General features: G+C 43.7%; 13 protein-coding genes and 1 tRNA gene. 4 read left to right on the forward strand and 10 right to left on the reverse strand.

What is annotated here, in order from left to right; all coding sequences use genetic code 11:
* Positions 1 to 11 precede the first annotated feature (11 nt).
* From FGQ85_RS08665 to FGQ85_RS08685, 5 genes are read right to left on the reverse strand one after another with little or no spacing between them, the layout of a single operon-like run.
* Entirely contained in the window at positions 12 to 1,208 is a 1,197-nt protein-coding gene (locus FGQ85_RS08665) for a Gfo/Idh/MocA family oxidoreductase (protein ID WP_087252421.1), read from the reverse strand.
* 11 nt (positions 1,209 to 1,219) lie between these two features.
* Positions 1,220 to 2,905 (reverse strand): right-handed parallel beta-helix repeat-containing protein, encoded by a 1,686-nt coding sequence (locus FGQ85_RS08670; RefSeq protein ID WP_138373241.1) that lies wholly within the window; start codon positions 2,903 to 2,905, stop codon positions 1,220 to 1,222.
* 28 nt (positions 2,906 to 2,933) lie between these two features.
* A complete protein-coding gene (locus tag FGQ85_RS08675; protein WP_087252419.1) occupies positions 2,934 to 3,824 on the reverse strand; it encodes a carbohydrate ABC transporter permease in 891 nt (296 codons plus the stop codon).
* A gap of 10 nt (positions 3,825 to 3,834) precedes the next feature.
* Positions 3,835 to 4,722 (reverse strand): ABC transporter permease subunit, encoded by an 888-nt coding sequence (locus FGQ85_RS08680; RefSeq protein WP_138373242.1) that lies wholly within the window; start codon positions 4,720 to 4,722, stop codon positions 3,835 to 3,837.
* 12 nt (positions 4,723 to 4,734) lie between these two features.
* Entirely contained in the window at positions 4,735 to 6,372 is a 1,638-nt protein-coding gene (locus FGQ85_RS08685; RefSeq protein ID WP_138373243.1) for an extracellular solute-binding protein, read from the reverse strand.
* Positions 6,373 to 6,601: 229 nt separating this feature from the next.
* Here FGQ85_RS08685 and FGQ85_RS08690 point away from each other — a divergent pair, with 229 nt between their 5' ends.
* The 4 genes from FGQ85_RS08690 (at position 6,602) to FGQ85_RS08705 (ending at position 12,456) form a co-directional block, all read left to right on the forward strand.
* Complete coding sequence (locus tag FGQ85_RS08690) at positions 6,602 to 8,377, forward strand: histidine kinase (RefSeq protein WP_138373244.1); 1,776 nt, start codon at positions 6,602 to 6,604, stop codon at positions 8,375 to 8,377.
* Positions 8,358 to 10,013, forward strand: a complete 1,656-nt coding sequence (locus tag FGQ85_RS08695; RefSeq protein WP_138373245.1) for a helix-turn-helix domain-containing protein — start codon at positions 8,358 to 8,360, stop codon at positions 10,011 to 10,013. The genes FGQ85_RS08690 and FGQ85_RS08695 overlap by 20 nt, the downstream gene beginning before the upstream one ends.
* A gap of 39 nt (positions 10,014 to 10,052) precedes the next feature.
* Positions 10,053 to 10,670, forward strand: a complete 618-nt coding sequence (locus FGQ85_RS08700; RefSeq protein WP_138373246.1) for a YesL family protein — start codon at positions 10,053 to 10,055, stop codon at positions 10,668 to 10,670.
* 283 nt (positions 10,671 to 10,953) lie between these two features.
* Positions 10,954 to 12,456, forward strand: a complete 1,503-nt coding sequence (locus FGQ85_RS08705) for an alpha-N-arabinofuranosidase (protein WP_138373247.1) — start codon at positions 10,954 to 10,956, stop codon at positions 12,454 to 12,456.
* A 192-nt stretch (positions 12,457 to 12,648) separates the two neighbouring features.
* Here the strand turns inward: FGQ85_RS08705 and FGQ85_RS08710 are convergent.
* From FGQ85_RS08710 to FGQ85_RS08730, 5 genes are all read right to left on the reverse strand, one after another.
* A tRNA-Arg gene (locus FGQ85_RS08710) sits at positions 12,649 to 12,722 on the reverse strand.
* A gap of 142 nt (positions 12,723 to 12,864) precedes the next feature.
* Positions 12,865 to 14,058, reverse strand: coding sequence for an FprA family A-type flavoprotein (locus FGQ85_RS08715; RefSeq protein WP_138373248.1), 1,194 nt, complete (start codon positions 14,056 to 14,058; stop codon positions 12,865 to 12,867).
* On the reverse strand, positions 14,045 to 14,947 hold the full coding sequence (locus tag FGQ85_RS08720) for a YitT family protein (RefSeq protein ID WP_138373249.1): 903 nt from the start codon (positions 14,945 to 14,947) through the stop codon (positions 14,045 to 14,047). The genes FGQ85_RS08715 and FGQ85_RS08720 overlap by 14 nt, the downstream gene beginning before the upstream one ends.
* A 36-nt stretch (positions 14,948 to 14,983) precedes the next feature.
* Positions 14,984 to 15,589: a GNAT family protein gene (locus FGQ85_RS08725; RefSeq protein WP_138373250.1), complete on the reverse strand. Its 606-nt coding sequence runs from the start codon at positions 15,587 to 15,589 to the stop codon at positions 14,984 to 14,986.
* A gap of 3 nt (positions 15,590 to 15,592) precedes the next feature.
* Positions 15,593 to 15,865: an acylphosphatase gene (locus FGQ85_RS08730; RefSeq protein WP_087168156.1), complete on the reverse strand. Its 273-nt coding sequence runs from the start codon at positions 15,863 to 15,865 to the stop codon at positions 15,593 to 15,595.
* Between the last annotated feature and the right edge of the window lie 4 nt (positions 15,866 to 15,869).

Consider the following 15,869-nt stretch of genomic DNA (forward strand, 5'->3'; position numbering starts at 1 on the left):
ATTTCATGTATTTATCGCGTCATCCATGCGCCGTTTGTAAAATCCGGTACTGCTACCGGCTGGCTTCCAAGTGTAATAGACTGTTCCGCCAATGTCGAAATGCTCATCCATGATGCCATATCATATACATCAATCGGCATCGGTTTATGGTCTCTGATGGCTTCTACAAAATCACAGAAGACAAGCCAGTCCATTCCTCCGTGTCCACGCTTTACTCCTTCTTCCAGATAGCGTCTCCACACAGGGTGTTCATATGTTTCTCTGTAAGTTTCGATGTTTCCCCATTGATCCTTCCAGGAGAAATCATACTTCTCATGTTCTCCATCCAGAAAAATCGATCCATTCTCCTCATTGAACAGTCCTTTTGTTCCCTGCACAAAAAATCCTCTGGAATAATACCTTGGAAGAGTCGTGTCCAGTTTCAGTGTAATCGTTTCACCATTTGCACATTTAATCAGTGTCGTGACGATATCTCCCTGTTGAAATCTGACTGCACGAAGTTCCTGATCATCCGGCTTTTCTTTTTTGATATACTCTTCCAGTCCTTCCGCTTTCGACGCCATGGATGTCAGTGACACCATACGGTTTCCATGGTTAATTCCAAGAATCCGTGCAATCGGTCCCAGTTCGTGGGTCGGATAATTTTCTGTATTACGGTGAAGATAATTTCTCAGTCTGTAATGCCGTTCTTCTTTCCCGTAAGCGACTTCTTTTCTCAAATCATGCATATATCCTCCGGCACAGTGGACAATTTTTCCAAACACGCCCTTTTTTACCATATGGTATGCCATCATCTCGTCCCGCCCATAGCAGCAGTTTTCCAGCAACATAATCGGCGTTCCCGTTTTCTCATACGTTTCAACCAGTCTCCAGCATTCCTGAATCGAGTAGGCGCCTCCTACTTCACAACCGACCGGTTTTCCTGCTTCCATCGCCTCGATGGCCAGACGGATATGTGATTCCCAGGAGCTGCACAAAATAACCGCGTCAATATCGGAACATTCATATATCTTCCTGTAATCCGTAGTCTGATACGGCTCCTTTCCTGTCTTCTCCACGATCAGTTTTGCCGCTTTTTCACATCGGTCTTCATATACATCGCACACTGCACTGATCACTGCATCCTCATGATTGAGAAAGACATCCTCCAGAAGCATTGCTCCTCTGCATCCCAATCCGATCAGTCCGATTCTGATTTTTTCACCCATGATGTTCTCCTTTATCCATAATAATCTGTCCGAAACTTTAGTACTCCGTCCAGCTTAAATGCCTTGCCCGCAATCGGCGGAAACTGATCTGTTTTTTCTATTTTGTTATCCTGAAAAATCAGTGTTTCCAGATTAACCGCGTAAACCAGGCGGTTGTCAAAGCATCGAAAGAGATTCTTCCTTACTTCCAGATACTGATGGTATCTCTGTCCTTCTTCCCAGATCCCGGCACTTGGGGATACCTGAATCGGTGCACTTCCCCATTGGGGAACATACGCACAGTTGATAAACTCATTCTCCTCTAGAAGAATATACTTCGTCGCTCCTGACTCAAACCAATAATTAGAGTCTCCTTCGATCAAAATAGCCGCTCCCGGTGTTTCAAACCGGTTCTTCCGCACAATCACCTGCCCCGCGGTTGTTAGTAGAAGCCCCCTCGCCCGGTTGTTTCGAAATGTACAACCCTCAATCAATACATCCGGCGCATAGGATTTATTCTCTACTACAAACCCCTGTGTCAGAGATTCCATCTCATCTCGAAAGGCGATATACTGAAAATCTTTATTCAGCATCGTAACTTCACAGACTTCTGCTCTTTCTTTTTCCAGCATCGTCCGGTTGTCAATGATCCCGAAGAGTTCTCCCGGCTGTCCCAGTTTTACTCCTTTTTGCATACCTTCCACGAGTTCCACAATGACTTCTTTTTTGTTAAGCACCTTATGAATTCTTCCGTAGATTCCGTGAATATTAACCGGGTCATCCAGCTGATTTTCCACCAGGCAGTCTTTGATCTGAATTTTTCCACCGGCATACACAAAATGAAATCCATCCGCTGTCGCCGTAAACATTCTCTTCTTTACCGGGTGTCTTCGTATATCCACCTGTTCGATTGTAATATTGTTTGTAAACTGTGATATGACTGCCATCCCGGTACAGTGATAAATCGTAATATGTCTTAATGTTACATCTGCGCTGTCTGTAAGATAAAAGCACGGATGCGTCCTCCAGTGATGCCGCAGGATCAGAATATTCCCCGACTTTGATGTTTCGGGAAACTTCTGCCCCCCTGTAAGACTGATTTCCACCAGATTCTCCCCTTCTTCCCGGAAGGTCGCCCCATAGGAAGACGGGTATGGCTTGTTGAAACTGATATCCCTTCCCCTGTATACCGGAGCACATCTCCGGGCATCCATTTCCAGACATCCGCAATACAGTTCAGCAAGTCCATTTTCCTCTTCAAAAAAAATGTTCCCGTGAATGATCCGGTATGGATACTCCTCCCGATTGATCTCAAGAAGCATCTTTTTGTCCGTCACTTTCACAATTTTACCTTCTGAATATCCGATCCGTGCATAGTCAATTGTGATCCCTTCAATACAGATCTCCCTGCATCTGTCAATATGGAACGGCAGAATATCCGTGTGGAACAGAAACTGCGTATCCGTACCGCTGATTTTGACCTGTTTCATCCCGCTCAAATCAAATGCCACCTTTTTTATGGTGTCTTCATCGTGGTTCGATATGTACAGCAGTTTTTCTCCTGCATAATCCGGATAAAAATGGTAGATTCCCTTTTCAAAACGGATTTCCAGCTTTTCTTCTTTCTGTATTTCCTGCAGCATCTTTCTCAGTTTCAGGGTTGTTTCTTTCTCATCTCCGGGCATGATCCCGAACTCTTTTACATAAATCTGCCTCATCTTTCACCTCGCATGCCGATTCTGTCTTTTAACCTTTTACACTTCCAAGGACCAAACCTTTTGTGAAGTATTTCTGAAGAAACGGATAGATAATCATAACCGGGATTGCTCCCAAGAACAGCTGTGCTGCTCTTCCGGTTCTGGCATCCATCTGAATCAGCAACGCCTGAATATCCGAACCCTGGGCAGATCGAAGCAACTGTTCGAAACTCTGCAGCAGAGTCTGCAGATAGGTCTGCAAAGGATAGTTGTTCGGATTGTTCATATAAATCATTCCGCTGAACCAGTCATTCCAGTGCGTTACAATACAAAACAGCCCCACGGTTGCAAGTGCCGGCTTCAAGACCGGAAGCAGAACTTTCACCAGAATCTGGAACGGACTTGCCCCGTCAATAGCAGCTGCCTCTTCAATCTCTTCCGGGATTCCTCTCATAAAATTCATCAGGATAATCATGTTATAAACCGGTACCGCCCCCGGAAGCACAAGCGCCCAGATTGTATCTTTCAGTCCAAGCCCTGTTACAACCAGATAAGTTGGAATCATTCCTCCTGAAACAAGCATGGTAATGACAAAATAAACCATATAGACGCTTCTTCCTGTGACCTGTTTTTTTGTCTTCGACAGGGGGTATGCCGTAAGAATCATGAGGATCAGATTAATCCCCACTCCCAGAAATACTCTCTCAAACGAGATTAAAAGAGCTCTTAAAAACTTTCCTCCTTTGAGCGCATACTCATATGCGCTCAAAGTGAAGTTCACCGGAACAAATCCTACCGCTCCCGCAGAAACCGCCGCACTGTCACTAAAGGAAATTGCCAGCAGATTGATAAACGGAAGGATACAGGTCAGCGATACAATCGTCAGAATAAAAATATTTACAAAGTTAAAAATTTTATTTCCTTTTGTCTTATACTGCATCTCATCCCTCCTAGAAAATCTTATATCCTGCACACTTGTCAGCAAGAATGTAGGATGTCAGTACCAGTACTGCAGAAACGGCAGATTTAAACAGGCCGATAGCGGCTCCGACCGAGTACTGTGCCTGCTCAATACCAAGGCGGTATACATAGGTATCAATAATATCTCCGGTCTGGTATACGATCGGGGAGTATAGATTATAAATCTGGTCAAATCCCGCATTCAGTACGTTTCCAAGAGCAAGTACCAGCATCAGAATAATGGTCGGCATCAAAAGCGGAAGTGTAATATACCGGATCTGCTGCCATCTTGTCGCTCCATCAAGAATCGCTGATTCATACAATCCCGGATCAATACTTGTCAATGCGGCCAGATATACGACTGTACCAAAGCCGAACCCTTTCCAGATATCCGTTACAATCATCGTCCACGGAAAGATGGACGCGCTTCCGAGAAAATTAACCGGATCAATCCCGAAAAAACCAAGCAGCTGATTGATTGCTCCGCTGTTGGAAAGAATATCCATCAAAACCCCTGCCATAATAACCCAGGACAGAAAGTTCGGAATGTAGATCAGTGTCTGAAAAACTCTTTTCAACCTGTTGGATACCAGCTCATTGAGCAATAGTGCAAAGATAACCGGTACGACAATTCCTCCGATCAGCTTGGCCACCGCAATAAAAAATGTGTTCCAGATCGTTCTCAGAAAAGCCGGCTGACTAAAAATATATTCAAAGTTTTTCAAGCCGGTCCATGGGGATGAAAAACCAAGCGCCGGATTGTAATCTTCGAATGCAATAATCACCCCGTAAAGTGGAATATATGCAAATATGAAGATCAAAATCACGCCCGGAAGCAGCATGATATGATACTGCCACTGTTTTTTTAATTTTTTCATACGCCCACCTTCTTAGTTATTTCCATATGTTTCATTGATTTCTTCTGTCGCCTTTGCACCGCCTGCATTCTCCCAGTCGGCTACCAGCGTATCAAAATAATCAATACTTTCTTCTCCTACGATAATTTTGGTAAATCCTTCAATCAGGATATCATCCAATGTGCTTCCTGCACTCAGAAGTGTTTCCGTCTGAGGTCCCCACATTGCGTCACGAATGTATTCTTCATTATCGATAATCTCCTTGGATATGCGATATGCTGATTTAGGTCCGCCCTGCTGCAGATAATCTCCTACTCCTGTAGCCGCTCCTTCTTTGATAAAGTCTACACTATTAGCATATTTTACTCCGTCTTTTCCAAGTGTTGCCGGATCTTCATCCAGACTCACCGCAAGTGTATCGGTAACCTTAACAAACTGATTGTAGTCCGTGTTCGGATTAATAACACGCAGCGCATATGGAATAACATTGTTATTATTTCCAAATAGTTCGTTAATGAAATCCATATCTTCTTCTTCGCCTTCGTCCATGACATGCGCATAGAAGTTGAGAAGCTTCAGCACTGCTTCCGGATTCTTGCATTCCTTGCTGATTACGATATATCCATAGTTTGCAAATGTAATATTTGAGAGAACATCTTCTCCGTTTGCTGACGGAATCTTATATGGCTCAAAGATTGCATCTGCTCCAAGATTCTGTACGATACTCGGGCCCGGATCATATCCCCAGTACTGATAGTACGGGCTGACACCTACCTGTTCGCTGTTCTCGCCTTCCAGCATTTTTTCCAGATCTTTTGTCGTAAATTCCGGATCGATAATTCCATCAGCATACCACTGTGCATATGCTTCCAGCGCTTCTTTCATTTCCGGCTGTACTGATCCATATCCAAGAGATCCGTCAGCTGTCTCTACCCAAATATCCGGGTGGGCTCCCCATGCTACCGCCAGCATCTTAAAGCATTCCAGATCCTGATTCTCTGTCATTCCATATCCACCGTAGTTTTCCTGGAACGCCTGTGCAATGGCAATGACATCATCCATCGTCTGAGGGTCTTCCAGATTCAGATTCTCTTTCCAGTCTTTTCTGATCCAGATCTGGTTCGGCTGATCGATAATTCCATAGGACAACTGTGGAATTCCATACAGTTTCCCATCCAGATATCCGGTTTCAAACGTATCGCTTTCCTGTTCCATATAACCTTTCAGAAGGTCCGATGCATATTCATCAAAAAGATCCGTCAGATCATAGATCATGTCCGCTTCCTGCAGCTGGCGTAGCTGCTGTGAATCAACACAGAAAACGTCCGGAATACTCTTATCCGCAATGGTCAGATTCAATTTTGTATCATAGTCATTGCTTACCCAGTCATTTACAACCTCAATGTTAAAGCGGTCTTTATACGCACGATACCAAGGGTTGTTATCATAGTCGTCGCCGTCCTTAAACAAAATTCCCGCATTCTCCGGGACAACAGTACTGATCGTTACGGTTTCTTCATACGGATCCCACAGGCCTTCCGGGATCTCCACTGCCTCCTTGCTCGAATTGGATGATCCACCGCCGGTTCCCTGCTCCATACAGCCGGAAAGCAGACCTGCCATCATACATCCGGCCAACAGGGCCGCAAGCACTTTTTTTCTTTTTCTCATTTTCTCTCCTCCATTTCTTTATGAGATTTCATAAGGTTTCTTCTATTATCCAGAGTTACCCGGAAAATAACCATATAATTTCTTTTCTTTTTTATAATTTATTGACAGTTAAAAATAAAACAACCGGATTTTTATACAGATCACAATATTTTATAACTTTTCCAAATTGAATCGCTTCCTTTTCATGATATACTATCTTTAATAAGAAAGCATCAAAGGAGAAGACCAAATGAAACGAAAAAATACATTACTGAAAAAAATTGTGATTCTGTTTTTATGTCTAGTTTTTCCATTGATCATTGTATGGTTCTTTACACTCCGATACAGCAATCAGATTCTGAGACAACAGGTGCTTTCTTCCATAGATTCCAATAACACAACCTATATTTCGCACCTGAATAATTCTCTTTATACCATTTACGGATCCGGTTTTACTCTCGTCCGGCAGTCCAACCTCCAGACATTTTCAAACGGTTTTTCCGGTCTGTCCACTTACGGAAGGTCAACTCAGATCAATCTGCTGAGAGAAGAACTTTCCGCAATTGCATTGTCGCTTCCATTCTGTCAGTCCGCCCATATCTTTTTTGAAAATCTAGGAGTCATGTACAACTCCGACGGATATCAGCTTGGAAGTTTTACCTCTATCACAGAAGAAGAATGCGAAACTCTGAAAAAGATTTCTCAGGAAACAGGTGCCTTTCACTATTATCAAAATCCGCTCACCGGGCAGGAAGAACTTGCCTGCTGCCTGATGCCATTTTCAAACGCCTCCTACGGACTCATTTTCGTACTTTCCGTAAGCGATCTGCAGTCTTATATGGAAAATAACAGTTCCTATGAAAATGAATATTACCTTTTTACGATCGGGACACAATTTTCTTTAACTGATATGGGCAAAGATATGGAAGAGGAATTGCAGGACATGCAGGAAAGATCGACTGAATCGGACAGCACTTTTCCCTGTGAAGTCATCACGCTTGACGGTATAGATTACTATGCATTTGTTTACGAAATGCCGGATATCTCATTTCAATATATCCGGCTGATTCCAACGGCGGACATTTTAAATGCTACAAGTATTACCCCTTTGCTGCACCTTGTTTTCCTGTTGTTGATCTCAATCGCATGCATCGTCTTCTTCGTGGAAATCTACCGCCTTGTCCACAGACCGCTTGTCCAGCTGATCAATGCGTTCCGCGAAGTCGAGAAAGGAAATTTCAAAGTGCAGATTGACAATATGAACAGTCCGGACTTTGCCTATCTGTATCATGCTTTCAATGAAATGACTAAAAAACTAAATCAACTCATTGAGAAAGACTATACCCAGAAACTTCTTCTGCAAAAAGCAGAACTGAAACAGCTCCAGGCTCAGATAAATCCGCACTTTCTCTATAATAGTTTTTTTATGCTTCAACGGATGATCCAGACAGAGAATATCGAAGATGCACAGAATATTGCGAATGCGCTCGGTCTTTATTTCCGTTATCTTACCAGAAACAGTATGGATCATGTGACACTCGCTGAAGAATACGAACACGCAAAAAATTATGCATATATACAGGGACTCCGTTTTACCGGACGTATACGGATTGACTTTGAACAGCTCCCTGACGGCTTTGAGTCCATCGTTGTTCCGAAACTGATATTACAGCCGATTCTGGAAAACGCGTTTAATTATGGGCTTGCAAATAAAATCAAAGACGGAATCTGCCAGGTCTGCTTTTATCCATCCGGAGATCTGCTGAGAATTGATATTGAGGACAACGGTGAAGAGCTTACGGACCAGAAGCTCCGGCAGCTTACACAAAATCTGATGAAAGTCAGAGAACCCGGTTCTGATCTTGAAATGTCCGGTATCCTGAACATTCAGCGCCGGCTGATCATTTTCTCCAATACCCATGATTCTCTTCACGTGTCGCGTTCTTCACTCGGCGGGCTGAAAGTTTCCATTACACTGGACAAAAAAATAAAGGGGGATCTTACAAATGAAACTGCTGATCGTTGATGATGAACACTATATTGTAAATTATCTCGCCGCACTGATTTTAGAACATGCGGGCGAGGATCTTGAAGTTTATAAATGTTACTCGGGAATCGAAGCGATGGATCTTGCAAAGACCATGAAAATTGATCTGGCGCTGCTGGATATTCACATGCCCGGATTATCCGGCATTGATACCGCCTCCGGCATCGCCGGATATTATCCCGACTGCCGTTTCATTTTTCTTACGGCATTTGATAATTTTGAACACATTTATGCTGCTGACAAGCTTGACCACTCCCGCTATCTCCTGAAAACGGAAAGTGATGAGGTCATTTTGGATGAAGTATTTTCTGCAATCCGGGAAATTCAGTCGGAAGCCGCCAAACTTCATCTGTTGTCTACAGCAAGTCAGAAGTCCATGCTTCTCTCCCATCTGCTGCAGCAAACCATTTTAAAAGAGATTTTTTCAGGTGGAAGTATTGATAAAATTATCCAGTCTCTTCAGATCAGTTTCTCAGAATTTCCACTTGATCTGAACTCGCCCGTTTTCCTGATGTACACCCAGATCCATCATCGTACATTTCAGGAAAAATACCGGATTCATTCCAGGACAACGCTGGAATATCTGCAGCTCATGGACCGGCTGTGCGTCAATAAATTCCACTATTCCATGTTGGATCTGGAACAGGGTACCTTGCTGTGGCTGTTTCAGCCCTCTTTTGACCCGTCCCTTGCTTCCGAATTCGACCTGCTGGAGTCTCTGGCAAATGATTTCAGTGATTATTGTACGGATACCCTGCACCGCCATGTGACAGTTGTGCTTTATCCTGCCGCCTCAGACTGGGAAAACATATACAAAAACTTTTACACGTTGCAGCAGTATGCGGACTCTTTTATCACCAAGGCTCCTTTGATCTATTCCTCGGTCAACATTCTGGATGATGAGCCTTCCTCATTATTCCTGCATTCCGGGGACTATATTGAACGGACCGAAATCGATCGTCTTCTTCAGGAACTGACATTTTCCTTATATCAGGGAAGCGAAACAGACTATGCCGCTGTTTTGAAGAAACTCGAAGAAGAATGCACGACCATCCGGAGCATGCATGATATTCGGGCGATCAAAATTTATATGTCCATCGCCCTGCTGCTTTTAAACTACATTGACCTGTATCAGCTTCAGGAACACCTTGCTTCTAAAATTGCGCTTTACCAACTGTACTACATTTATGACTTTTCCTCATGGAAAGAAGCATTTCATTACATTGGCTCGCTGTCACATCACCTGTTCGAGATACAGGATTCCAAAAAAACCGATAAAAACAATCTGCTGATTCAAAAAATCAAACTTTACATCGGTCAGCACCTGAGCGAAACCATCAATCTTGCCACAATCTCGCGGGTTGTAAATTATAATGAGACCTACATTTCGCGACTGTTCAAGCAGCTCACAGGAATCAGCCTGTCCGAGTATGTTTCCCAGGAACGAATAAAGAACGCCAAACAGCTTCTGTCATCAACATCCGAATCAATACAGAATATCGCAGCTGTTACCGGGTTCGATACCTCACAGTACTTTTCTATTGTATTCAAGAAAATGACCGGGGTTTCACCCAGCACCTACCGTAAAACCCATTTATATACCCGGGGCGACTGATGTCCCCGGGCAGTTTATATCGGAAAGAGAGGTAAATCTATGAATCGACTGTTTAATATGGATAATATCGTAATGCAGACGCTCGGAAAACTCTTTGATCTTGTTGTGCTGAATATTGTTTTTATCATCAGCTGTATACCGGTTTTTACAATCGGAACATCCATCAGTTCCCTTTATACAGTCACGCTGAAAATAGTGAGAAAAAAAGAACCATACATCATCAAAGGCTTTTTTGAGGCTTTCCGCTCCAATTTCAGGCAGAGCACAATCCTTTGGATCTTCTGCCTTATTATGATCTGCTTCCTTGGATACGACTACCGGATATTAAATGCACAAGGCTCCGATTTTTCCATATTGCGCATCCTCCTGATACTGATCACCCTGATTCTATGCGCCATTTTCCTCTATTTATTCCCGGTTGTATCCTACTTTAACAGCCCGACAACAAAAGCATTACAGAATGCTCTCCTTCTCAGCATCGCCCACTTACCCTGGACACTGCTGCTGTTCCTGTATTACGGCACGATACTTTACCTGCTTCTTCACTTTCCTCAAATACTGGGACTGTTCACACTGATCGGAATGTTCTGCGGATTTTCCCTGTCCGCCCTGCTCACCTCACTCATATACAATCACATTTTTAAAAAGTATGAATAATTATATATCATCGGGGACGTGTTCCGGTGTTTCGGAACCCGTCCCCGATGAAAAAAATCTGACAATTCCTTTTCCGCCTTATTTTTAGCGGGGTTCCGGCGTTTTTTGTCCATTTACGTCGTGTACCTGTGAATTGAAATCTGTACTGATCTATGTGTTTCTATGATATACTGTCTTTAGAATATTCTATAGTTTTAATTTTTAAGCCATTCATAAAAAGTATCATTAAAAGTAAAGTAAGCATGACGATTGTATCACGCGAAAAGAGCAAGGAGGATTTTAAATGAAAAAAGCAGAAATTATTGTGGACAGGCATTTTCTTATTGGGGACGTCGACAAACGGATCTTTGGATCTTTTATTGAGCATCTTGGACGTGCTGTATATGAGGGAATCTATCAGCCCGGGAGTCCTTTTGCAGATACAGACGGAATGCGTACCGATGTGTTGGAACTGGTTCGTGAACTTCAGGTTCCTGTCGTGCGGTATCCTGGCGGAAATTTTGTATCCGGTTATCACTGGGAAGACGGTGTAGGTCCGAAGGATCTGCGTCCAGCCCGGCCGGATCCGGCATGGCAGGTCATCGAGACAAATGCGTTTGGACTAAATGAATTCGTGACCTGGGCACAGAAAGCGGATACGGAAGTTATGATGGCAGTCAATCTGGGAACAAGAGGTCCTGAAGATGCCAAAAATCTTCTGGAATATTGTAATTTTGAAGGCGGTACATACTTCAGCGATCTGCGGAAAAAGCATGGGTATGAAAAACCTCATCGGATCAAACTCTGGTGTCTGGGAAATGAAATGGACGGGCCATGGCAGATCGGTCACAAGACAGCTGTGGAATATGGACGTACCGCCGAAGAAACCGGACGAATGATGAAAATGCTGGATCCTTCTATTGAAACCGTTGCCTGCGGAAGTTCCAATCTTGAAATGCCGACCTTTGGCTCCTGGGAAGAAACCGTGCTGGATCTGTGCTATGATCAGGTAGATTATCTGTCCCTGCATCAATATTATGGGAACGCAAATGGAGACGCTGCAGATTTCCTCGCCAGCAGCGTAGGCATGGATCAATTTATTTCATCTGTAATCTCAATTTGCGACTGCGTCAAAGCCAAAAAGCGAACGAATAAACAGATCAATCTTTCCTTTGACGAGTGGAATGTCTGGTACCACTCCAATGACGCCGACGCAAAACTTCCAAAATGGAGCAAAGCCCCGCATCAGCTGGAGGATATTTACAATTTTGAAGACGCATTGCTCGTTGGAAGCATGCTTATTACTTTACTCCGCCACGCAGATCGTGTAAAAATTGCCTGTCTGGCCCAGTTGGTTAATGTCATCTCCCCAATCATGACATCTGATACCGGTGCATGGAGACAAACCATTTTCTATCCATTTTTCTACACAAGCCGATACGGCCGTGGTACAGTCATGAATACCATTGTGGAAGCCCCTGTATATGAAAGCAGAACATATGGCGATGCTTCTTACCTGGATTCTGTACTCATATGGAATCAGGAAAACGACGAACTTACACTCTTTGCAGTGAACAAAAGCCTGGAAGAAGATCTCGAAATTTCCTGTGATCTGCGCCAGTTTACTGAATACCGGATCGTTGACCACAAGATTCTCACACACGAAAATTTAAAAGCAGTCAACACAGAAGATCACCCTCTGGAAGTTACACCAGTCTCCGGCCAAAACGCAGCACTCGATTCCGGAAAACTCACCGCCCTCTTCCCAAAACACAGCTGGCAGATGATCCGAATGTGCAAAAAATAATATTTTGGGGACGTGTTCCGGCGTTTCGGAACCTGTCCCCGATGAAAAAAATTTGACAATCCCGTTTTTGCCTTATTTTACGCGGGTTTCGAGCATTTTTTGCTCATTTACGTCGTGTACCTGTGCATCGGAACACGTCCCCAATGTTTTACAATGAAAAAAAGAGTTCTGATTAATCAGAACTCTTTTATACGTGGGTTAGAGGATTCGAACCCCCGACCTTTTGGTCCGTAGCCAAACGCTCTATCCAGCTGAGCTAAACCCACACAATGTAGAATTGTCTTTGTTGCTTTGGTTATCTGTTGTCCTCAGCAACAAAAATAATTCTACACGATGTTTTCGTATTTGTCAACACTTTTTTTACATTTCAGTCTTATTTTTATCTATGTTTTATCTTCGCTTCTGTTTCTATTTCAGAAGTTCTCCTACAAACGTTCTGACATCCTCCATCTGCGCCGGCTGAAGTGCGGATTTGATGCTGATTACAGGCTCTACGATTTCCATGTTTTTCATAGACTCAACGATAGCTCTCATGTGTTTGCCTGCCATTGGAGCCCAGGTGCCGTTTTCCAGAAGGGCAATTTTCTTATTCTGTACATTGAGTGCTTTCATGTCATTGAGAAAATGCTCTATCGGCGCGAACAGACCTGCATTGTAAGTCGGGGCTGCCACAACGATTCGGTTGTACCGGAATGCTTCTGCGATCAGATAAGAGCAGTCCGTCACGGAAGCATCGTACATCTTGATGTTTTTCATTCCCTGCTCCGCAATCTCTGCTGCCAGAACTTCTGCCGCGTTTTCTGTATTTCCATACATGGATCCGTAAACAATGAGGACGCCGTCTTCTTCTGCTTCATATCTGCTCCACTGGTCGTATTTCTCTAAGAGAAGTTCCAGATCATTTCTCCATACTGGTCCGTGAAGCGGACAGATCATGGCGATATCAAGTCCGGCTGCCTTTTTCAGGAGTGCCTGTACCTGCGGGCCGTATTTACCGACAATATTTGTATAATATCTCCTTGCATCCTCCATCCAGACGGCGTCAAAGAAGATCTCATCATCAAAGAGTGTTCCATTTAATGCACCGAATGTTCCAAACGCATCTGCAGAGAACAGAATTTTCTCCTTTGATTCGTATGTAACCATAACTTCCGGCCAGTGTACCATCGGTGCAGTCACAAAATTCAGCTCATGCTCTCCTAAAGACAGCTTGTCTCCTTCTTTTACGAGGAGGGTGTTTTCTGCCTTTGTTCCGGAGTAAAACTGTCCGATCATCTGCATGGTTTTTGCATTTCCGACAACAGTAACTTCCGGATATTTCTCAATGATTGCCGCAATATTTGCACAGTGATCCGGTTCCATGTGCTGAACAACAAGATAATCGAGTGTCCGTCCATCCAGAACCGCTTCCACATTTTCCATAAATCTCTCTGCAACTGAGCTGTCTGCCGTATCCATCAGTGCTGTTTTCTCATCCAGAATCACATAAGAATTATAGGAAACTCCTCTTGGAACCGGGAACATATTTTCAAACTTGGCGATCCTTCTGTCATTTGCTCCTACCCAATGAATTCCATCTGTTACTTTTCTAGTACAATGCATGTTTCACTCTTCCTTTCTCTTTATTCTGCTTTTTCTTTTTATCTCCATTGATATTCCATTTGCCGATTACCTGGCTGACATTATATACTGTCATAAATGCCTGAAATTCCGACTTGTGTAGATAATTTAACAGCTGCTTATATTCATTTGGCGTCATAATCGTGACAAGTTCTGTCTTCTCCTGCCCGTCATAGCCGCCGCGCGCTTTATAAATGGTTACGCCGCGCTTCAATTCCTGCATGATGTATCTTTGTATTTCCTCATATTCATCAGAGAGAATACAGATCTTCTTCCTCTTATTGAATCCATCAATAAAGTAATCCACCGCGATTCCGTTGGCATAAGTACCCAGTATGCTGACAATCAGTGTTCCCACATCATACACAAAAATGGATGTAAATGCAGTAACCAGCCCGCTGACCGTCACCGCCTTTCCAATCTCCGCATGTGTGTACTTGCTGATAATCTTGGCAACGACATCCAGTCCGCCTGATGAGGCATTTGCATTGAACAAAATTGCCTGTCCAAGTGCGATAATCAGAATATATGCTACCAGATCATATACGCTGTTGCCTGTAAGGGATTCCGTCACCGGAACAATCTGCTCAAATACCCATAAAAATACCGGAAGAAGAAGCGAGGTATAAATCGTCTTTGCTCCAAATTCTTTTCCGATAAAGATAAATCCTGCAATCAGCAGTACCACGTTCAAAATAAAGGTAATTGTAGACATCTGCATATGCAGAAGCTCAGCGAGTACCATCGCCAGACCGGATACACTTCCCACAACGATCTTGCTCGGCACCATAAAAAAGTATACACCTGCCGAAACAATCAGCATCGCAAATGTTATCAGCAGCCCTTCTTTTACAATTCCTTGTTTCCCCATATGTTTTTCCTCTCTTATTTCGTCTGACATTTACTTCTATATTATAGCAATCTTACTTTGATTTACAACAGCAATTTCCTGTTTTTTTGTTCTTTCTTCCGTACGTATGGCAGCCATGTGAATATGGTCTTCCCACTCCCCGTTAATCTTTAAATATTCCCGGAAATACCCTTCTTTTTCATAGCCGCATTTTTCCAGTACCCGCAGGGAAGCAATGTTTTCCGGCATCACATCAGCCTCCATCCTGTGAAGATGAAGCTCCTCAAACCCGATCCTTGTCCCTTCCCGGACAGCCTCGGTTCCAAATCCTTCTCCCTGACGTAACCGGTCAATTCGATAGCCGATTACACCTGAACAGAGACTTCCGTACTGGATCTGGCTGAGGCTCAATGTCCCGACCACCTTGTGGGGTTTCCCCTTTTCAAAAAGGTAAAAGGAATACCATTCTCCTTTTTTTGCTTTTTCTCTTTGAATATCCAGCCAGATCTCCTGAAACTCCGGAAGAAAAAATTCCTCCGTCCGTCTTTCCTCGCACTTTTCGAAAAGCTCCCGGTTCTCCGAAAAAAATTCCGCAGTCATCCGGGCAAATGCAGGATCGGCCATACGAAAAATCAACCGGCTGGTCGTATAACGCTTTCTCATATCTTATCCCCGTACAGAGAATTCACTTTCTCCCTCCACGGTCGGGATCTGGAGAATCTCTGTCTTTTCTATCCGGATAAATCTGTCGGAATTCAGTTCCTGAAACAGACGCTCAATCATGACTCCGTTTCCCTGCACTTCCATTTCCACATTGCCGTTGTACATGTTCCTCACCCAGCCGGTCAGATGCAGATCCTTTGCTGCCTGCATTGCCCGCCAGCGAAATCCAACTCCCTGTACCCTACCGTAAAAATATACATGCTTTCTGATCAACATTCCA

This window comes from Pseudoflavonifractor sp. BSD2780061688st1 E11, from assembly GCF_005844125.1.
Lineage (GTDB): Bacteria > Bacillota > Clostridia > Lachnospirales > Lachnospiraceae > Sellimonas > Sellimonas catena.